Source organism: Ruegeria sp. CDSC042, from assembly GCF_059610745.1.
In genome coordinates this window covers 706,208-724,111 of sequence record NZ_JBXWOF010000001.1, presented here as the reverse complement: position 1 = coordinate 724,111, position 17,904 = coordinate 706,208, and the positions used below count along the sequence as shown (strand labels likewise).

The 17,904-nt window shown below is 55.2% G+C and carries 22 protein-coding genes and 1 other RNA gene; 12 read left to right on the top strand and 11 right to left on the bottom strand.

The genetic code is table 11. From position 1 onward, the window contains the following. Nucleotides 1–27 precede the first annotated feature (27 nt). The gene (locus AC2FHX_RS03690; RefSeq protein WP_496693197.1) at nucleotides 28–909 is read left to right on the top strand and encodes a fructose bisphosphate aldolase; all 882 of its coding nucleotides are present in this window, start codon (nucleotides 28–30) and stop codon (nucleotides 907–909) included. 6 nt (nucleotides 910–915) lie between these two features. On the opposite strand, the gene AC2FHX_RS03685 is transcribed toward AC2FHX_RS03690, so the two are convergent. The 4 genes from AC2FHX_RS03685 to fumC all read right to left on the bottom strand — a co-directional run bounded on the left by AC2FHX_RS03685 (nucleotide 916) and on the right by fumC (nucleotide 3,369). Next, a complete protein-coding gene (locus AC2FHX_RS03685; protein ID WP_496700249.1) occupies nucleotides 916–1,518 on the bottom strand; it encodes a DNA-3-methyladenine glycosylase I in 603 nt (200 codons plus the stop codon). A gap of 68 nt (nucleotides 1,519–1,586) precedes the next feature. Continuing rightward, nucleotides 1,587–1,802, bottom strand: a complete 216-nt coding sequence (locus AC2FHX_RS03680; RefSeq protein WP_271947000.1) for a ribbon-helix-helix domain-containing protein — start codon at nucleotides 1,800–1,802, stop codon at nucleotides 1,587–1,589. Then, nucleotides 1,799–1,975: a DUF4169 family protein gene (locus AC2FHX_RS03675; RefSeq protein ID WP_281972139.1), complete on the bottom strand. Its 177-nt coding sequence runs from the start codon at nucleotides 1,973–1,975 to the stop codon at nucleotides 1,799–1,801. Before AC2FHX_RS03675 ends, AC2FHX_RS03680 begins: the two co-directional genes overlap by 4 nt. Next, entirely contained in the window at nucleotides 1,975–3,369 is a 1,395-nt protein-coding gene (gene fumC, locus AC2FHX_RS03670; protein ID WP_142633942.1) for a class II fumarate hydratase, read from the bottom strand. The genes AC2FHX_RS03675 and fumC overlap by 1 nt, the downstream gene beginning before the upstream one ends. Before the next feature lie 206 nt (nucleotides 3,370–3,575). On the opposite strand from fumC, the gene AC2FHX_RS03665 reads away from it, so the two are divergent. Beyond that, a complete protein-coding gene (locus AC2FHX_RS03665) occupies nucleotides 3,576–4,139 on the top strand; it encodes a hypothetical protein (protein ID WP_281972138.1) in 564 nt (187 codons plus the stop codon). Between the two features lie 34 nt (nucleotides 4,140–4,173). Here the strand turns inward: AC2FHX_RS03665 and AC2FHX_RS03660 are convergent, their stop codons facing one another. The 7 genes from AC2FHX_RS03660 to AC2FHX_RS03630 form a co-directional block, all read right to left on the bottom strand. Beyond that, a complete protein-coding gene (locus AC2FHX_RS03660; RefSeq protein WP_496700250.1) occupies nucleotides 4,174–4,632 on the bottom strand; it encodes an SspB family protein in 459 nt (152 codons plus the stop codon). A 76-nt stretch (nucleotides 4,633–4,708) separates the two neighbouring features. Continuing rightward, a complete protein-coding gene (gene chrA, locus AC2FHX_RS03655) occupies nucleotides 4,709–5,965 on the bottom strand; it encodes a chromate efflux transporter (protein WP_496700251.1) in 1,257 nt (418 codons plus the stop codon). Continuing rightward, nucleotides 5,962–6,765: a chromate resistance protein ChrB domain-containing protein gene (locus tag AC2FHX_RS03650; protein ID WP_496700252.1), complete on the bottom strand. Its 804-nt coding sequence runs from the start codon at nucleotides 6,763–6,765 to the stop codon at nucleotides 5,962–5,964. Before AC2FHX_RS03650 ends, chrA begins: the two co-directional genes overlap by 4 nt. A 129-nt stretch (nucleotides 6,766–6,894) precedes the next feature. After that, nucleotides 6,895–7,326 (bottom strand): ester cyclase, encoded by a 432-nt coding sequence (locus AC2FHX_RS03645; protein ID WP_142633933.1) that lies wholly within the window; start codon nucleotides 7,324–7,326, stop codon nucleotides 6,895–6,897. Nucleotides 7,327–7,426: 100 nt separating this feature from the next. Further along, nucleotides 7,427–7,772: a transfer-messenger RNA gene (gene ssrA / locus AC2FHX_RS03640) on the bottom strand. Nucleotides 7,773–7,809: 37 nt separating this feature from the next. Beyond that, nucleotides 7,810–8,172: a DUF4345 family protein gene (locus AC2FHX_RS03635; RefSeq protein ID WP_496688002.1), complete on the bottom strand. Its 363-nt coding sequence runs from the start codon at nucleotides 8,170–8,172 to the stop codon at nucleotides 7,810–7,812. Nucleotides 8,173–8,179: 7 nt separating this feature from the next. Further along, nucleotides 8,180–8,914: a FadR/GntR family transcriptional regulator gene (locus tag AC2FHX_RS03630; protein WP_142633929.1), complete on the bottom strand. Its 735-nt coding sequence runs from the start codon at nucleotides 8,912–8,914 to the stop codon at nucleotides 8,180–8,182. A gap of 87 nt (nucleotides 8,915–9,001) precedes the next feature. Between AC2FHX_RS03630 and AC2FHX_RS03625 the strand changes: the two genes are divergently transcribed. The 10 genes from AC2FHX_RS03625 (at nucleotide 9,002) to AC2FHX_RS03580 (ending at nucleotide 17,847) form a co-directional block, all read left to right on the top strand. Continuing rightward, nucleotides 9,002–9,793 carry a DUF2182 domain-containing protein gene (locus AC2FHX_RS03625; protein WP_496700253.1) on the top strand — a complete coding sequence of 264 codons (792 nt, stop codon included), beginning with the start codon at nucleotides 9,002–9,004 and terminating at the stop codon, nucleotides 9,791–9,793. 4 nt (nucleotides 9,794–9,797) lie between these two features. Next, the gene (locus AC2FHX_RS03620) at nucleotides 9,798–10,502 is read left to right on the top strand and encodes a DUF1326 domain-containing protein (protein WP_142633927.1); all 705 of its coding nucleotides are present in this window, start codon (nucleotides 9,798–9,800) and stop codon (nucleotides 10,500–10,502) included. A gap of 140 nt (nucleotides 10,503–10,642) precedes the next feature. Then, complete coding sequence (locus tag AC2FHX_RS03615; protein WP_496700254.1) at nucleotides 10,643–11,746, top strand: dimethylsulfoniopropionate demethylase; 1,104 nt, start codon at nucleotides 10,643–10,645, stop codon at nucleotides 11,744–11,746. Between the two features lie 85 nt (nucleotides 11,747–11,831). Continuing rightward, a complete protein-coding gene (acuI, locus tag AC2FHX_RS03610; RefSeq protein WP_496700255.1) occupies nucleotides 11,832–12,827 on the top strand; it encodes an acryloyl-CoA reductase in 996 nt (331 codons plus the stop codon). 186 nt (nucleotides 12,828–13,013) lie between these two features. Further along, nucleotides 13,014–13,577: a ribosome recycling factor gene (frr, locus tag AC2FHX_RS03605; protein ID WP_142633921.1), complete on the top strand. Its 564-nt coding sequence runs from the start codon at nucleotides 13,014–13,016 to the stop codon at nucleotides 13,575–13,577. A gap of 9 nt (nucleotides 13,578–13,586) precedes the next feature. Further along, nucleotides 13,587–14,318, top strand: coding sequence for an undecaprenyl pyrophosphate synthase (gene uppS, locus AC2FHX_RS03600; RefSeq protein ID WP_271947031.1), 732 nt, complete (start codon nucleotides 13,587–13,589; stop codon nucleotides 14,316–14,318). Next, nucleotides 14,315–15,097, top strand: a complete 783-nt coding sequence (locus AC2FHX_RS03595) for a phosphatidate cytidylyltransferase (protein WP_281972132.1) — start codon at nucleotides 14,315–14,317, stop codon at nucleotides 15,095–15,097. The genes uppS and AC2FHX_RS03595 overlap by 4 nt, the downstream gene beginning before the upstream one ends. Further along, entirely contained in the window at nucleotides 15,097–16,272 is a 1,176-nt protein-coding gene (dxr, locus tag AC2FHX_RS03590; protein WP_496700256.1) for a 1-deoxy-D-xylulose-5-phosphate reductoisomerase, read from the top strand. The genes AC2FHX_RS03595 and dxr overlap by 1 nt, the downstream gene beginning before the upstream one ends. A 1-nt stretch (nucleotide 16,273) precedes the next feature. Then, entirely contained in the window at nucleotides 16,274–17,626 is a 1,353-nt protein-coding gene (gene rseP / locus AC2FHX_RS03585) for an RIP metalloprotease RseP (protein WP_271947039.1), read from the top strand. A 92-nt stretch (nucleotides 17,627–17,718) separates the two neighbouring features. After that, nucleotides 17,719–17,847, top strand: coding sequence for a hypothetical protein (locus AC2FHX_RS03580; protein ID WP_271947040.1), 129 nt, complete (start codon nucleotides 17,719–17,721; stop codon nucleotides 17,845–17,847). Nucleotides 17,848–17,904: the final 57 nt, after the last annotated feature.

The window sequence follows — 17,904 nt, the reverse complement described above, 5'->3', positions numbered from 1 at the left end:
CGGAATCATTTCGAACGGGAAAGTCATATGTCCAAAACACAACAGCGCGAGCAGATGTCCAACGGTGCCGGTTTTATTGCTGCACTGGACCAAAGTGGCGGCTCGACCCCCAAGGCGCTGGCGCTTTATGGGGTAGACGCGTCAGAATACGGCTCGGACGCAGAGATGTTCGGCGAAATCCAGAAGATGCGCGCGCGTATCATTCTGGCGGATGGCTTCACAAACGACAAAGTCATCGGCGCGATCCTGTTCGAACGCACGCTCGGCGAAGAGATTGATGGCCGTAAAGTCGCAGATTTTCTTTGGAACGTAAAAGGCATTGTTCCGTTTCTGAAGATCGACAAGGGCCTCGAGGATGAGGCCAATGGCGTTCAGGTCATGAAACCGATCCCGGGTCTGGCCGACACTTTGGCTAAAGCCGAAGGCGTTTTCGGCACTAAGGAACGTTCCGTGATTCATGAGGCCAACGCCAAAGGCATCGCAAACGTTGTCGCGCAGCAGTTCGATGTGGCGCGTGAAGTCGTTGCCGCCGGGTTGGTTCCGATTGTCGAGCCCGAGGTGAACATCAACTCGACCACCAAAGCCGAAGCCGAAGCAATTCTAAAATCGGAAATCTTGCAGAACCTGGATCAGTTGGATGATGGTCAGGATGTCATGCTTAAGCTTACCATTCCCAGCCAGGCTAATCTGTATGACGATCTGGCTGACCACCCCAGAGTTTTGCGGGTCGTAGCCCTGTCCGGCGGATATTCGACCGAACAAGCCTGTGATCTGCTGGCGCAGAATAGCAAGATGATTGCGTCTTTCTCTCGTGCGCTGACCGAAGGACTGTCGAAAAAGCAGTCAGATGCCGAATTCAACACGGCCCTCGGCAGCAATATCGATAAGATTTCTCGCGCCTCTGCCTAAGCTGCGCTATTCCGGTTTAGTGAAATCGCGGCGCATCTGCGCCGCTTTTTCCCGCATAGAGCACTCGGTCGCATGATCGTTTACAAGACCCATGGCTTGCATGAATGCAAAAACCGTGGTCGGGCCCACAAACTTCCATCCCCGCTTTTTAAGGTCTTTGGACATGGCAATAGATTCAGCCGAAGTTGAGGCTGTTTGTGGCGCTGGCGGTGAACTGGCCTCATAGCGCCAGACATAAGCTGCAATCGACCCCTCAGCTGCCACCAGCTCCTGGGCGCGCCGGGCGTTGTTGATGACTGCTTCGATCTTTCCGCGATGCCTGACAATGCCTGCATCCAGCAAAAGACGGGTGACATCGGCCTCATCAAACTTCGCTATTGCGTTGTAATCAAAATGTTTAAATGCTTTTCGAAAGTTCTCGCGTTTGGAAAGAATGGTGCGCCAGCTGAGGCCGGACTGAAAGCTTTCAAGGCACAGCTTCTCAAACAAACGCTGATCGTCGCTGACCGGATAGCCCCATTCATTGTCGTGATAGTCGAAAAACTCTGGCGCAGACTGACACCATGCACAACGCGGTTGACCGTCTGGGCCGGTAACTGTTTCGCTCATCACTAAGTTCCCTTTTTGTTCTGGTATGAGCATAGGCATTTTCCAGAGGCCAAATCAAGAACGGAAAGTCAGCCGCGATACCAGTTCAGAATATAAACGCGTATTGCCGAAGCCAATCCGACCTCAGGGTCACGGTTAAAATCAATTTCCGCAGCTAAGGCATTGATTGCCATATCCTTATCAGCTGCAATGGCACGAAAGGCTTTCCAAAACTCGTCCTCAAGAGATACCGAGGTTCGATGGCCCTTAAGCGTCAATGAGCGTTTGATGGGACGTCCGCTCATTTGTCGATCTCATGTCCGTCCAGATCGCGCCGCGACTTATCCAGATGCTTTTTGCTGGCGTCTTTCTCGGCTTTGTTGCGCCCGAATGACACGGCGTTTTGGTCCGCGCGGGCCTTTTTCTCGGCCCGCGCCTTGTCTTTTCTGTACCGGTTCAGATTGACCGGCTTTGCCATCAGTCCTTGGGTCCAATCATTTGTTCGGGGCGCACAACCGCGTCAAAGGTTTCGGCGTCGACAAAGCCAAGCGCGATGGCCTCTTCCTTAAGGGTGGTGCCGTTTTTATGCGCGGTCTTGGCAACAGTCGTTGCGTTGTCGTACCCAATGGTTGGCGCCAGCGCGGTGACCAGCATCAGCGATTCCTTCATCAGTTTTTCGATGCGTGGTTCGTTGGCCTGAATGCCTAGCAACATCCGCTCGGTAAAGCTGTCTGTGGCATCACCAAGCAACTGGATCGACTGCAAAAGATTGTAGGACATCATAGGGTTATAGACGTTCAGTTCGAAATGCCCCTGGCTGCCGGCGAATTTTATGGCGGCATCGTTGCCCATGACGTGTGCTGCGACCTGTGTCAGTGCTTCGGCTTGTGTTGGGTTTACCTTGCCTGGCATGATGGACGATCCGGGCTCATTCTCAGGCAGGATCAATTCGCCCAGACCGGAACGCGGTCCAGATCCCAAAAGTCTGATATCATTTGCAATTTTATAACAGCTGCCAGCAATGGTCGCCAAAGCACCCGATAGGAAAACCATCGCATCATGGGCGGCGAGCGCCTCGAACTTATTCGGAGCGGTAACAAAGGGCAGGCCGGTGATATCTGCCATATTCGCAGCGACCGCTTCGCTCCACCCGGATTGAGTGTTTAGGCCAGTACCAACAGCAGTTCCGCCCTGGGCAAGCTCGTAAATTCCAGGCATCGCGGCGTTGACCCGTGCGATACCCTGACGAATTTGATGGGCGTAGCCGCCAAATTCCTGACCCAGTGTCAGCGGCGTGGCATCCTGCGTATGGGTCCGGCCGATCTTGATGATGTCTTTGAATTCTTCGGCCTTCTGCTCCAGCCCCGAGGCCAGCTTTTCCAGACCCGGCAGCAGAACGTCCCGAACGCTCATACCTGTGGCGATATGCATGGCTGTCGGGAACGTGTCGTTCGAGGACTGGCCCATGTTGCAATGATCGTTCGGATGAACCGGGTCTTTTGTGCCGATTGTACCACCCAGGATTTCGATAGCCCGGTTCGCAATAACCTCGTTAGAGTTCATGTTCGACTGGGTGCCGGATCCTGTTTGCCAGACGACCAGCGGAAAGTTGTCATCGAACTTACCTTCAAAAACCTCACCCGCGGCCTGAATCACCGCATCCGCAATCCGCGCGTCCAGTTTCCCTGTCGACTTGTTCTGCATGGCGCAGGCTTTTTTGATCACACCCAATGCCCGCACGATGGCCACAGGCTGTTTTTCCCATCCGATCGGGAAGTTCATAATCGAACGCTGGGTCTGTGCACCCCAGTATTTGTCTGCGGGAACCTCCAGCGGGCCAAAGCTGTCGGATTCGGTGCGGGTTTGAGACATCGGTCACTCCGTCATGTATACCATTGCATGCCAATTACAGTCAGCAGCGTCGCGGTGCAATCGGCCAGTTGCGCGCACCATAAACTTATGCCTGACAAAGGTATAGGCGCAGAGCTGCGTCATTTTTCTCGTCGCAATCGCCATCACCGCCATTGTACGCGCCGGTGGGTGAGCTACTATAGAGTCAGAGCACGCCGGAGGCCGCAATGCGTCTGAATCACCCGACCACTTGCCTGAAATTCATTATCTATTCCTTTGCCACCGTTCTGTGGGCCTCCTTGGCGGTAAATCCGCTTCATGCGGCAGATATTGAGCCCTTTGTTGGCAGCTACGTTGGGTCTGCCAATGTTGTCGATGCAAACGGGACCGAAACACCTCGTGATATGAGTGTGTCAATCCAGGAATTGAAGAACGGGTTCAATGTTAGTTGGAAGACGACAACTTACAAACTGAATGGCCGCGTCAAGGAACAGGCATTCTCGATTGATTTTCAGACCTCGGACAGATCGGACATCTTTTCCGCGGCCATGAAGCGCAATGTATTCGGCCATGAAGTTCCGCTTGACCCGATGCAGGGGGAACCGTTCGTCTGGGGCCGGATTGAGGGTCAAACTCTGACCGTGTTTTCGTTGTTCATTGCAGAAAATGGCGGCTATGAGCTGCAGCAATATGACAGAACGCTGGCAGAAGGCGGTCTGAACCTGTCATTTTCCCGTTTCCGCAACGGTACCAAATCACGTTCCGTAGAGACGTTCCTGACGAAAGAGTAAGCCCCGCGAACCGCGAGGCTTACGAGCGCATATACTATTTTCTGAAGCTGTCCAGCGACACGACATCAGCGTCATGCTGTTGCGGTTCTTCTTCGACCTCGATTATCTCATCGTCCATCGGATCAAAGTCATCCTCTTCATCCGGGCTTTCAAAACGCAGGCCAAATTCCACAGAGGGGTCGACGAATGTTTTGATCGAGGCATAGGGGATGTACAAAGGTTCCGGCGCGTCGCCAAAGTTGAGCGTGATGGCAAATCCGCTTTCGCCGACCTCAAGATTTTCGAACCAATGCTGCATCACAACAGTCATCTCTTCCGGATAACGATCATGCAGCCAGTCGGCAATTTCCACGCCGTCACACTTGGTGTCAAACGTAATGAAAAAGTGGTGCGCACCCGGCAGGCCAGTTTCTGAAACGCTGGTCAGAACCGTCTTGATCAGCCCGCGCATGGCGGTGTGCATCAGGTTCCCATAGTCGATGTCTTGCGACATGTGTCATCCTCAAAAGTGGCTTCCCTCAGCATAAGGGATTCCTTTGGAAACGAAAGGCCGGTTACACGCTGACTGTTCAGAGAAAAAACAGGCCGGTGCCAGCAGCTAGCATAACCATTAACGTAAGCGCCATGCCGAATTTAAGTTTAAAAATCAACGCTCCGGCGAAGACAGTCAGCACAGCGGCTTTCACATCCAATGAGGTCAATTCAGGCCAGGGCAGGCTGATTGGTCCAAAGGTTTTATTTGGCAGTTCTGAAAACAACACATTCAGGGCAAACCACACGGATAGGTTGAGAATCACCCCAACTACAGCAGAGGTAATACCTTGCAGGGCCGCCGATAACCGGGGCCGCGCAGCGATGTGGTCAAGATAGGGGGCTGAGAGGAATATCCACAGAAAGCAGGGAACGAATGTTGCCCAAAGTGCAACGATACCTGCGGCGATGGCCAGCATCGATCCGCCCGAGATCTGACCGGTCAGCATAGCGACAAATTGTGTTACCAAAATCAAAGGCCCCGGTGTCGTTTCCGCCAGACCAAGCGCGTCGATCATCTGATCTGTGGATATCCAGTTATACTGATCCACAACGGTCTGCGTCATGTAAGCTAGAACAGCGTAGGCCCCGCCAAATGTCACAACTGCGAGGCGGGCAAAGAACCAGCCAAGATCGCTGAGAAGTTTCTGACCAGAAAGACTTAACAGCCACAACGGGCCAAGCCACAGAACCAACCAGATCGACGCGTTCCGCAGCACTTCGCTTAGGCGCGGGGTGGGGGTGTCGACCGGTCGGGCGGCGACGCCGTTGAAGCTCAGATACCCCCAAAGGGCTGCCGCCGCGATGATCGCGGGGAAGGGGAGGTCGAACAGAAAGATTGCCAGAAACGCGAGGCCCGAGATCGCACGATGTGAGACGTCCGACAGCGCTTTGCGGGACAGGTTTCGCAGGGCCTGTAGCACGATGATGATCACCGTAGCTTTCACGCCCAGAAACGCGGCCTGCACCAGAGGAAGCGCGCCATAGGCCGCGTATAGTGCCACCAATGCTGAGATAATGATCGCACCGGGCAGAACAAACAGGCTGCCTGCGATCATACCGCCCGAGACGCCGCGCAGACGCCAGCCGGAATAGGTTGCAAGCTGCATCGCTTCAGGGCCGGGCAGCAACATGCACAGCGACAGAGCCCGAAGATAGGTTTCTTCGTCCAGCCAGGGACGCCTTTCGACGAGTTCCTGATGCATCAATGATATTTGGGCTGCCGGGCCGCCGAAGGACAGCAATCCAATGCGGCCAAACACTCGGATGAGTTCAGGATATGTTGGTGTGCTCATTTCTCGACTGCCGGCCAATCATGTTTCTCGTCAAACCCGTCGCGGGCCCAGAGATACAAGGCATCGTACAGATGCATCCCGGCCTCGATGGCCTGATGGTCGTCTTTATATAGGCGCGATAGCCCCACTGAAACCGCAAGAAGCCCGGCTGCTTCGGGCGCCAGATCATGCCTGTTCGTATCCGCGGCCCGGACAACTGTCGCAAGCCTGTTCATTGCGGGCGTGGCGAGTTGGAAATCTTTTACCAAAGCATCAAATGTGCAGTTATCCCCTCGATGGCTCCAGCAGACGCCCTCAACATCGAACGGGGTGGCGTTAAAGACTTCGGATACCTTTGCCACTTCGGATGGGGCAACAAACAGAAAACGTGCGTTGGGGTCGATGAACCGGCGGATCAACCAGGGGCAAGCGATGCGGTCAATCTTAGGCCGATGGCGCGTTACCCAGAGTGAAGGAGACGCTGGTATATCTGCAAATGGGATGCGCGGTGCATCGGGCGTCTCGCGCCAAGCATACATGCCGCCTTCCAGATACTCAGCGGCCACGCCTTCACTCCTCAGCCAGGAAACAACGGCCTGACTCAGCTTTTTGCCCTTTTGGCAAATGATGATGCACGGAACGTTTTCTATGATCCCCTTTAGCCCATCCAGATCCTTCGCCGGATGGCGAAACGAGCCAGGTATCAGATAAGGATCCTGTTCAAAATCGGTGTCAGTGCAGATGTCCACTAGAACAGGCGCCCGGGACGTTCCGATCAGACGTAACAGTTGTTTCGGTGTGATAGCATTAGGCGCAGGCATGGCATGTCTCCTGTGATCGACGGATACATGCGAAACTTGGGCTGTCGCCTCACGGGGCGTTCGCAATCTTACCCCATAGGCTTTGCTACCGCGACAGGCCGGTCGGGGTCAAGATTGCGAGCTCATTTCCTAGGCCCAGTCCAGCCGTTGACCAGTCATGCATACGGGCAGGGTGTCCTTGGGAAACTGACCAAGCTGTTCAAATAAGGAAATGAAGTCAAACTGGTTATACGCCTCGACAATACGACCTTCTTTAATGCGGCCAATCATACTGCCAGAGGCCTGCAGTGGTGCGCCGTTATCGGCGCGTGTTGTGCTGACCTGCAATATCGCCGATACCCAATCGCCATTTTCGATGATTTTGGGCAGCTCAACATGGATATCGCCCAGAATGTGGCGAAACGCCATGACCAGATCCCGAAAATCATCGGCCCCCACCTGCATTTCCGGAATCAGTCCTTCGGCTGTCGTTTCCGGCGCGAAATACCGATCAATCGCATCGGTATTTCCGTTTTCCCAAACCTCTGAATACCATTCTCTGAGTATATCTGCGTGTGACATCCCAGCTCTCCTTTTCCTCACGGGCCGAGCATGACGCGAATGAGTGAACAAACTCTGAACGTGAACACAGACAGGGTTAAACAGCAGACATTTAAGGGAAAATGCAGGTTTCTGTTGCCAGGTACCTGCGAACCCCGCCTTACGCTGCTAGGCGCAAGGGCTTAAGTTTCGGTCTTGCTACTGCTTACGCAGCAACTGCAACCGGAGCACGATTGTCATTTGCAATTGTACTGTTTGGGCCGGTACGGTGGCACCCCGCCGAGACAAAGCTAACCCCTTTAGACGTTCGTCGATCCTATTTCGGCCCCGCGATCCTCAAATGAAGGATGTTGGTGGAGCCGCCGGGTACCGCCCCCGGGTCCGATCCGCTTATTACGAGCGCGTTTATGTCCATAGTCCCGAAGGACATCCCTTATATAGGTGAGCCACAAGGGGAAAGCAAACCCCATACTTCAACGAAAAGACGGATTATATAATAACGTCTTAGCTTGTTCGGTTAATGTTTGCCAGGATCAGCCACAGCGCCAATATCAGCTCGATTCCCCCAAATGTCATCGCTTTGATCAAAGGGGGGTGATCCAGAATGACGGAAACAAACCGGCCCAAGGCTGCGCCGGCATAAACAACGCCCAACATCGCATAGGCCATGGGAGTGTTCAGCCAAATGACCGCAATTCCGGTGACAACAAAAAGCCCACCGACCGAAGCGCGCAATTCGCTTAACCCCATGGTGCTGTTCGTAGGCGCCAGGTCCAGCGAGGCCGCGGTCCAAGCGGGTGCTAGAAACCCAAAGAGGCCGAAACCGATTGTCAGAACCGCCGCGGCAATATTCAAAATCGACGTCATTGTACCCTCATTCGGTTGGTTTGCGCCGCTGTTTGGCGACGTCCAGGGCAAGCTTACGGGTATAAGCTTCGAGATCCACCAGTGCTGAATCTACCGCAGCAGCGTCCCGCCGATCCAAAGCATCGGCAATCTGGTTGTGCAATACGATGATCTCTTCTCGGGACCGCGCCGTAAACGTGATCATGTTCATCAAAGGCTGCATCGCCTCGACGGCGCCGGCCAGTTGATAGGACAACACCGGATTGCCGGCCCCATCGACCAATGCCCGGTGAAAGGTCACATCCGAGGCGCAAAAGGCTTCGTCTGTCAGCCCGGGTTGAGCCTGCCGAAATATCTCGGCACGCATCGTCGCCAGATGATCCGCCGTCCTGCGTTCGGCTGACAAAGTTGCGCAGGCGCGTTCCAGCGAATACCGAGCCTCGCAAGCCGTTTCAAAACTGACCGCGTTCATGGACAGCAGCAACGTGGATGTGGTGATCTGTTGGGAATACGCATCCTGATAGCTCAGCCGATTGACAAATGCGCCGCCGGTCGCGCCACGTTGGGTGCGGATCAGGGACTGTGCCGCAAGGCGTTTAAGGGCCTCACGCACGGTTGGTCGGGACACCTGAAACTGGTCGGACAGTTCCGCCTCAGAAGGCAGGCGTTCATCTACAATCAACCGACCCGATATGATCGCATCTCGGATTGATTGGGCGATCTGAACCGAAAGGTCAGCAGGTTTCTTGGGGTCGATTTTCATTTTGAGCAGGGCCGCAGGCAAATTTTCATTTGTCTGACATTTAAAAGTCTGACATTTGAATTGCAAGGACTGAGTCGGGAGGAACAAGTGAGTCGCGCAGTTCTACGTAATGGGTTTTGGCTGGGATTCTACGCTCTGATCCTGTGGGCGTGGTGGATGATGTTCGTGATGAACCGCGCCATGGATCTGGATTGGATCGGCCGTCCCGGAGCAATGGGGCAGGCGATGCGCGCCATGGACCCCAGGATGGACATGTATATGCCCATGGCAGAGTTCGGCCCGCTGTTTTGGATGTGGGCCATCATGATGGCCGCAATGATGTTGCCGACCATTATTCCAACTCTGCGCAGCTACGACGATCTAATCCGCAGTGCAAATGGCACACGCTCCGGCTGGATTGGTGTCTTGGTGGGTTATTTCGTGGTCTGGGTCGGGTTTGCCGCGCTCATTACCGGGGTGCAACTGGTTCTGCTGTTTGGCGGCGTTGTCGACATGCTGGGCATTGCGAAATCCGGGCTTGTTGCGGGCGGGTTGATGATCGCCGTCGGCGCCTTTCAATTCACCCGCGCCAAAGAGCTGTGCCATGGGGTCTGCCATGCCCCAATGACCTATTTTCTCGGCCATTGGAAAACCGGTTTTTCAGGCGGTTTTCGCATGGGGCTTGGCCTTGGTGCGTTCTGCGTCGGATGCTGCTGGGGCTTTATGGCGCTCGGCTTTGTGGGCGGCGTCATGAGTCTGCTGTGGATGGGTCTGGCGACCTTTTTTATGGTTCTCGAAAAACTACCCCAGATCGGTCACGTGATTACACGGCCGCTGGGATTTGCTCTTATCGCGGGCGGCTGTGCCTTGCTCGTATACCCCTTTATCTATGGAGGATAAGCTATTGGCTAAGAACAAAAAACCAGAGGCAGATCGCCTGCCGATCAGCCAACGTATCGACAGCCGCATGCCCAACCCCAAGCGGCGTGAGATGAGCCCGACGAATTGGGCGATCAAGGGAGAGCTGATCCTTAACTGCTCGTGCGATCTGTTCTGCCCCTGTGTCGTATCGCTTGGCGCGCATCCTCCGACCGAGGGTCATTGTCATGCCTGGATGGGAATTGTCATCGATGAAGGCCATTTCGAGGGCGAGGACCTGTCGGGCCTCAATGTTGGCCTTCTGGTCGATATTCCGGGTCGCATGGGTGAGGGGCAGTGGAAAGTTGCCGCCTATGTCGACGAACGAGCCAGCGGTAAGGCCTATAACGGACTGCTCCAAATTTTCAGCGGACAGGCCGGGGGCACGACTGGCTTGTTTACCATGCTGGTCAGCGAAATTATCGGGGCCGAACGTGCCCCGGTTCAGATCGAACGCGACGGGACCAAGCGCCGCATCATGATTGGTCGGAAAATCCAGGGCGAAATCGAGATGTTGGCGGGCAAAGACCCCGAGCATCCGGTGATGGTCTCAAACTCGAAATACTGGATGGGACCGGACATTATCGTGGCGCGCGGCACCAAATCCAAGGTCCGCGATTACGGTCGGGTCTGGGATTTCGGTGGAAAATCCGCAGAAATTTGTCCAATCGACTGGCAGGGGCCGAAATAATACGAAATCACAAAGGATTACGTGCAATACGTGATCCAAATTTTCAATCGCCAGACACGCCATCGCGGCCTGCTGCACCAGATGCTGACGGGACCGCAGGCTTCGAATTGTGATCTGGCATTATGCCCGAGGAGGCTTGAGTGGCCAATATTTCCTTCTCTCGCCGGTTGCGGCGCACACCTTTTTCCGAAGGGGTCGAAGCCGCAGGCGTTAAGGCATTCACGGTTTATAACCGGATGCTATTGCCAACTGTATTCGACAGCGTCGAGGCTGATTACCGGCACTTGAAAAAGCATGTGCAGGTCTGGGATGTCTCGTGTGAGCGACAGGTCGAACTCAGAGGTCCCGACGCGGCACGCCTTATGCAAATGCTGACGCCACGCGATTTGAGAGGCATGTTGCCCGGCCAATGCTATTACGTCCCTATCGTTGATGAGACCGGTGGCATGTTGAATGATCCGGTTGCGGTGAAACTGTCCGAGGACCGCTGGTGGATCTCCATCGCGGATAGCGATTTGTTGTTATGGGTCAAAGGAATCGCAAACGGCTATCGGCTGGATGTTCTGGTGGATGAGCCAGACGTCTCACCCTTGGCGGTACAGGGGCCCATGGCGGATGAACTGATGTCTCGCGTATTTGGCGAGCGCGTCAAAGACATCCGGTTTTTCAAGTTCGACATGTTCGAGTTTGCGGGCCGCGATCTGGCCATCGCCAGGTCAGGGTATTCAAAGCAGGGCGGGTTCGAGATTTATGTCGAGGGCAGCGATATCGGAATGACGCTGTGGAATGCGCTGTTTTCGGCAGGCAAGGATTTGAACGTACGCGCAGGTTGTCCCAACCTGATCGAACGCATTGAGGCTGGGTTGCTGTCCTACGGAAACGATATGACCGACGACAACACCCCACATGAATGTGGCCTGGGAAAGTTCTGTAACACACACACGGCGATTGGGTGCATTGGCCGGGACGCGTTGTTGCGGGTCGCAAAAGAAGGGCCGATCCAGCAAATCCGTCCGATTGAAATCGCTGGGCCGGCCGTTGGTGCCTGCGTTGCTCCATGGTCGGTTTACGCTCAGGGGAAACGGGTCGGTCAAATCACTTCTGCCGCTTGGTCTCCGGATTTCAACACCAATGTTTCCATTGGGATGCTCAAGCTCAGCCATTGGGACGAAGGCACGAAGATAGAGGTCGAAACGCCCGACGGTATGCGTGAGGCGACTGTAAGGGAAAAATTCTGGATATGATCGCAAGCGGCGTATCGGGTTCAGAAACAGGTTATTACACGGGGTCGGGGCTGTACTCTGACGTCCAAAACAGGAGGACATTTTGATGTTCAACGCACTGGTGATGGAAAAAGACGAGGAAAGCGGGCTGGCCAGCCCCTCGGTTCAACAGCTTTCGGAAGGGGATCTGCCGCGGGGTGAGGTTACCGTGGCGGTCCAGTATTCAACGGTAAATTATAAGGATGGTCTTTGCCTGTCGCCCAAAGGCGGGGGGCTGGTACGCAGCTATCCGCATGTTCCTGGCATCGACTATGCCGGGACGGTCGAGTCGTCTTCGGATGAGCGATATAAACCGGGTGACAAAGTGGTCCTGACCGGTTGGCGTGTCGGTGAGGCGCATTGGGGTGGGTACTCACAAAAAGCCAATGCCCGTGCCGATTGGTTGGTTCCGCTGCCCGATGGGTTGGAGCCCCGCCAGGCGATGGCCGTCGGAACCGCTGGGTTCACCGCGATGCTGGCGGTTATGGCACTTGAGGATCATGGGCTGAAACCGGGGCAGGGTCCGGTTTTGGTCACAGGGGCAGCAGGTGGTGTTGGCTCGGTCGCGACGGCGATTCTTGCCAATTTGGGATACGAAGTGGCAGCCGTCACCGGACGACCGGAAACCAGCGATTACCTGAAGTCTTTGGGCGCCACGACCATTGTGCCACGCGAAGAGTTGAACGAGACAACTAAGCGCCCCCTGGAAAGCGAGGCATGGTCTGGCTGTGTGGACGCGGTCGGCGGCGCAATGCTGGCACGCGTTCTGGGGCAGATGAAATACGGTGCCTCGGTCTCGGCCGTGGGGTTGGCTGGCGGCGCGGGCCTTCCGGCAACTGTTATCCCGTTCCTTTTGCGCGGCGTGAACCTGTTGGGGATCGACAGCGTCATGCAGCCCTATGAAAACCGGCTGCGAGCCTGGCAGCGGATAGCAACCGACCTTCCGATGGACAAGCTTGAGGCGATGATCCATCCCGCAAAGCTGAGCGATCTGCCCCAATTAGGGGCGGATATCCTGCAAGGTCAGGTTAAAGGTCGTGTTGTCGTAGACGTAAACGCCTGATCCGGAATGAATATGTCTGACCGACCGCATTGATTTGCGGTCGGTTAATTTTGTAGCTGCAGGTTCGCGAAAATCCGGCAAACACCTCTGGTCAATGGCGTAAATACGGATCATCATTGCTATACATCCCAAATTGAATGGCTTATGAGCCATTCAAACAGTACCTGAAGACGGGGAGTGAGCAGAATGTCTGACGATTTCGAACTGGACACAGACGACCTGAAACGCCGCATGGACGGCGCAATGTCAAACCTCAGAACCGAATTTGCATCGCTGCGCACCGGGCGCGCCTCGGCCTCGATGCTCGAGCCGGTGATGGTCGATGCCTATGGTTCGATGACGCCGATCAACCAGGTGGGAACGGTCAATGTGCCCGAGCCGCGTATGGTAACGGTCAATGTCTGGGATAAAGGGCTGGTCGGCAAAGTGGAAAAAGCGATCCGCGAAAGTGGGCTGGGCATCAACCCTCAGCTCAACGGAACGATCATCATGCTACCGATCCCGGAACTGAACGAAGAACGCCGTCGCGAGTTGGGCAAAGTCGCCGGGCAATATGCCGAACACGCACGCGTCTCGATCCGGAATGTGCGCCGCGACGGGATGGATCAGATCAAGAAGGCCAAGGCTGACGGTATGTCCGAAGATGACCAGAAGTTCTGGGAAAGCGAAGTGCAGGATCTAACCGACCAGATGATCAAGGTAGTAGATGCCGCGCTTGAGACCAAGCAGGCAGAAATCATGCAGGTCTGAGACCGGGTGATGCCCTCTTCCTCGCATACCATGCCCGAAAGAGGGCCCCAGCATGTCGCGATCATCATGGATGGCAATGGTCGCTGGGCGCAGGCCCGCGGGCGACCTCGCCTGTTTGGCCACCACGCCGGGGCAAGACGTGTGCGCGATGTGGTCGAGGCCTGCCCAAGGCTCGGTATTAAGTATCTGACTGTTTTTGCGTTTTCGACCGAGAACTGGAAACGCACTCAGGTCGAAGTTGCCGGTCTGATGAGCTTGTTTCGGCGCTATATTATCAAGGAAACCCGGACGCTCCGAGACTCGGGTGTTCGGGTGCGTTTCATCGGTGACAGGGTCAGGTTGGATGCCAAACTGATCGAATTGATGGATACGCTTGAGGCCGAGACCGAGGGAAATGATCTGGTTCACCTTACCATTGCGTTGAACTATGGCGGTCGGGATGAAGTCGCGCGGGCTACCAAACGTCTGGCCCAGGATGTCGCTGACGGGCGCTTGCATCCTGATGATGTAGACGAAGAAACGCTGCCGAAATATCTGGACACACATGTTCTTCCCGATCCTGATCTGGTGATCCGAACCAGCGGCGAGGCGCGTATTTCCAATTTTCTGCTATGGCAATCCGCCTATTCGGAATACGAATTCATCGACACGCTCTGGCCAGACTTCACTGCGGCAGAGCTTGAGCGCCTGTGCCGGAGCTATGGCAGCCGCGACCGACGGTTCGGAGCTGTACCGGCATGAGTGACGGGCGCTGGTCCGACCTGACTGCCCGCGTATTGTCGGCGGGTGTCCTTGTTGCCGTTGGCGCTGTCGAGGTCTGGCTGGGCGGTCTGTGGTTCGAAGCCTTCATTTCCATTGCTTGCGGGCTGATGACCTGGGAACTGGTCCGTATGATCGACCCGGGCAGGAAAGCTGTTGCGATCCAGCTTGCCATATTGACCGGTTTTGCGGTGGTGCTGAGTTACCATCTTCCGGCACTCTATAAACTTCCCTTCTTGCTTGCTCCGGCGCTGGTCGGGGCAGGGCAGGTCAGCCGGTACCGGGGTATCTATACCCTATTTGCGCTGTGGATCGCGGCCGCGGGACTGGGCTTTATCTCAATCCGGACGAATATGGGATTTGTTTGGATGGTCTGGCTGATATCGGTCGTCGTCGCCACGGATGTCGCCGGGTATTTTGTCGGAAAGGCATTGGGTGGACCCAAATTCTGGCCACGAGTCAGCCCGAAAAAGACGTGGTCGGGAACAGCAGGAGGCTGGGTAGCGGCTGCCATTGTTGGCTTAGCCTTTGCGGCTTACGGCGGCTTCGGAACTTGGTTCATCGTGATCTCGGTTCTGGCGTCAATGGCCAGCCAGGCCGGCGATATTGTCGAAAGCGCGGCCAAACGAAAATTCGGCGTCAAGGACAGTTCGAACCTGATTCCCGGCCATGGCGGCTTCCTTGATCGATTCGATGGGATGATGGGGGCCGCTCTGTTCGTTCTGCTTGTGGGGTTGATTTATTCCCCCGGAGCCATGTGATGCGCAAAATCTCTGTTTTTGGCGCGACGGGTTCTATCGGGCAAAACACGATAGATCTGATTGACCGAAATCCATCAGCGTATGATGTTGTCGCCCTGACCGGTGGAGCCAATATCGAACAACTTGCGCGTGACGCCAAACGTTTGAAGGCGGATATCGCGATTACAGCCCATCCAGACCGGCTTGAGGACCTGCGAGTGGCCTTGGCCGGTTCTGATGTCGAGGTCGCCGCCGGGGCGAATGCTCTGGCCGAAGCTGCGGCGCGACCGGCTGACTGGGTCATGTCTGCCATCGTTGGGGCTGCGGGGTTGCAACCAGGGCTGACGGCGCTTGAACAGGGCGCGACGCTGGCTTTGGCGAATAAAGAAACGCTTGTCTGCGCGGGTTCTTTGGTTCTGGATACTGCCCGAAAGCACAATGCCCGATTGCTACCGGTGGACAGCGAACATTCTGCCGTTTTTCAGGCTCTGGTCGGTGAAGATATGGCATCGGTCGAGCGTATCATCATCACTGCCAGCGGCGGCGCCTTCCGGGATTGGCCACTGAGCAAATTGGCCTCGGCCACGGTTGAGCAGGCATCGAGCCACCCGAACTGGAATATGGGGCAGCGGATCACGATTGATAGCGCTTCGATGTTTAACAAGGCGCTCGAGGTGATCGAAACACGCGAATTCTTCGGAATATCCCCGGATATGATCGAAGTGATTGTGCATCCGGAATCCATCGTTCATGCGATGGTCGGGTTTAACGATGGAGCGGTTATGGCCCATATGGGCGCGCCAGATATGCGCCACGCGATCGGATATGCCCTGAATTGGCCAAAACGTCAGACCCTTCCGGTCGAAAGGCTGAACCTTGCAAAGCTGGGACAGTTGCGATTTCAGGAACCAGACGAAAACCGATATCCGGCTTTGCGGTTAGCGCGCGACGTCATGGAGCGGGGCGGGCTGTCCGGAGCGGTTTTCAACGGAGCCAAAGAATGTGCACTCGACCATTTCATTGCAGGTCGCATTGGTTTTCTTGATATGGCAGACATCGTGGCCGCCGTCTTGGATCGTTTCGATGCACAAGACAACCATATTGACGCCCCAATGACCCTTGATAACGTGCTGCAAACCGACCATCTGGCACGTATATGGGTCGATAACGCCGTTGCGCAACGAGCAGGAAAATAAATTGGACGTACTCTCACTGATCCCACAGTTCGGCAATTTGATTTACACCATATTCGCCTTTGTGATCGCGTTATCCGCCATCGTAGCCGTACATGAATACGGGCATTACATCGTTGGCCGTTGGTCCGGCATCTACGCCGAAGTGTTCTCAATCGGTTTCGGTCCCGTACTCTGGAGCCGTATCGACAAAAGAGGAACGCGCTGGCAGATCGCAGCGCTTCCATTCGGCGGGTATGTCAAGTTTTTGGGTGACGCCAATGCCGCATCCGGCAAAGATGAAGCGGCTATGTCTGAAATTTCTGAGCAAAGCCCGGAGGAGCTGCGCCGCACAATGCATGGCGCGCCACTTTGGGCCAGGACGGCAACTGTTGCGGCAGGGCCAATCTTTAATTTCGCAATGTCGATACTGGTCTTTGCCCTAATTTTCTTTACGCAAGGCGCAACCAGAGACCCTCTGACCGTTGGGTCACTGCATCCTCTGCCGGGGACAATTCAAGAGCTGCGTGAAGGTGATGAAATCCTCGCGATTGCAGGTATTGACCTGCCAGATTTCGAACAAGAAGGATCGTGGAGCGAGTTCGTAGACTCTTTGCCCGTTGACCCCGTTCTTGATTACACAGTTCTTCGTGACGGTGACACATTAGACGTTTCCGCACCTTGGCTGTTCCCCCCCCTGATTCAACAGGTTGTTCCGCGCAGCGCAGCAATGGATATCAGCCTGGCACAGGGGGATGTCATAACAGCGGTTAATGGTGACCCGGTTTATGCCTTTGAACAGCTCAAGGACCATGTGGAAAGCTCTGATGGGCGGCCACTGCTGTTGAATGTCTGGCGTGACGGAGCGGAACTGGAGTTTGCCCTGGCTCCACGCCGCACGGATGAGCCGCAGTCTGATGGTGGTTTTGTAACGCATTGGAGGATCGGGATCGTCGGCGGCATGATGCTAGAACCTGCAACCGAAAGGGCGGGCATCCTGACATCTCTTGGCGGCGGTGTGCGACAAACATTGCGAATTATTGACGGGTCTCTTTCAGGTATCTGGCACATGGTGACCGGAGCGATCAGCACCTGCAACATGTCCGGCCCGATCGGAATCGCCGAAACCTCGGGTGCGATGGCCAGCCAGGGAGCGCAGAACTTCATCTTCTTTATCGCCGTTCTGTCAACTGCTGTCGGTTTGCTGAACCTGTTTCCGATTCCGGCTTTGGATGGAGGACACTTGGTATTTTACGCATATGAGGCCATCTCGGGGAAACCACCCAGCGACAAAGCGCTGCGGATTTTGATGGGCATCGGAGTGTCAATCATTCTGGCTCTGATGCTGTTTTCCGTCTCAAATGACCTGTTCTGTTGATTTGGGCGGAGCTTGCACAATCTAGTCGCAATTCCGCCCCAATTCCCTCATAGGATGTGTTCGTTTCATAATTTTGTCTGTCAGAGGCGATCATGGCGAATGCTATCAAAAAATCATATCGCAGCTTTAGCTTCCTGCTTGCGCTGAACTGGGACTCGATCTTGTTTTTCGGCGCGACTGCGTTGGCTATGGGTGGATGCGCTTATCTGATCACCATGTGATTCTGTTCCTTTCTTTTTATTTGCTGAACAGCGGCCCAATGGGCCGCTTTCTGTTTT

Bases quoted from the DNA above. Each gene is read 5' to 3' on its own strand.
- AC2FHX_RS03690 (WP_496693197.1), top strand. From the start codon at position 28: ATGTCCAAAACACAACAGCGCGAGCAGATGTCCAACGGTGCCGGTTTT.
- AC2FHX_RS03685 (WP_496700249.1), bottom strand. From the start codon at position 1,518: ATGAGCGAAACAGTTACCGGCCCAGACGGTCAACCGCGTTGTGCATGG.
- AC2FHX_RS03680 (WP_271947000.1), bottom strand. From the start codon at position 1,802: ATGAGCGGACGTCCCATCAAACGCTCATTGACGCTTAAGGGCCATCGA.
- AC2FHX_RS03675 (WP_281972139.1), bottom strand. From the start codon at position 1,975: ATGGCAAAGCCGGTCAATCTGAACCGGTACAGAAAAGACAAGGCGCGG.
- fumC (WP_142633942.1), bottom strand. From the start codon at position 3,369: ATGTCTCAAACCCGCACCGAATCCGACAGCTTTGGCCCGCTGGAGGTT.
- AC2FHX_RS03665 (WP_281972138.1), top strand. From the start codon at position 3,576: ATGCGTCTGAATCACCCGACCACTTGCCTGAAATTCATTATCTATTCC.
- AC2FHX_RS03660 (WP_496700250.1), bottom strand. From the start codon at position 4,632: ATGTCGCAAGACATCGACTATGGGAACCTGATGCACACCGCCATGCGC.
- chrA (WP_496700251.1), bottom strand. From the start codon at position 5,965: ATGAGCACACCAACATATCCTGAACTCATCCGAGTGTTTGGCCGCATT.
- AC2FHX_RS03650 (WP_496700252.1), bottom strand. From the start codon at position 6,765: ATGCCTGCGCCTAATGCTATCACACCGAAACAACTGTTACGTCTGATC.
- AC2FHX_RS03645 (WP_142633933.1), bottom strand. From the start codon at position 7,326: ATGTCACACGCAGATATACTCAGAGAATGGTATTCAGAGGTTTGGGAA.
- AC2FHX_RS03635 (WP_496688002.1), bottom strand. From the start codon at position 8,172: ATGACGTCGATTTTGAATATTGCCGCGGCGGTTCTGACAATCGGTTTC.
- AC2FHX_RS03630 (WP_142633929.1), bottom strand. From the start codon at position 8,914: ATGAAAATCGACCCCAAGAAACCTGCTGACCTTTCGGTTCAGATCGCC.
- acuI (WP_496700255.1), top strand. From the start codon at position 11,832: ATGTTCAACGCACTGGTGATGGAAAAAGACGAGGAAAGCGGGCTGGCC.
- frr (WP_142633921.1), top strand. From the start codon at position 13,014: ATGTCTGACGATTTCGAACTGGACACAGACGACCTGAAACGCCGCATG.
- uppS (WP_271947031.1), top strand. From the start codon at position 13,587: ATGCCCTCTTCCTCGCATACCATGCCCGAAAGAGGGCCCCAGCATGTC.
- AC2FHX_RS03595 (WP_281972132.1), top strand. From the start codon at position 14,315: ATGAGTGACGGGCGCTGGTCCGACCTGACTGCCCGCGTATTGTCGGCG.
- dxr (WP_496700256.1), top strand. From the start codon at position 15,097: ATGCGCAAAATCTCTGTTTTTGGCGCGACGGGTTCTATCGGGCAAAAC.
- AC2FHX_RS03580 (WP_271947040.1), top strand. From the start codon at position 17,719: ATGGCGAATGCTATCAAAAAATCATATCGCAGCTTTAGCTTCCTGCTT.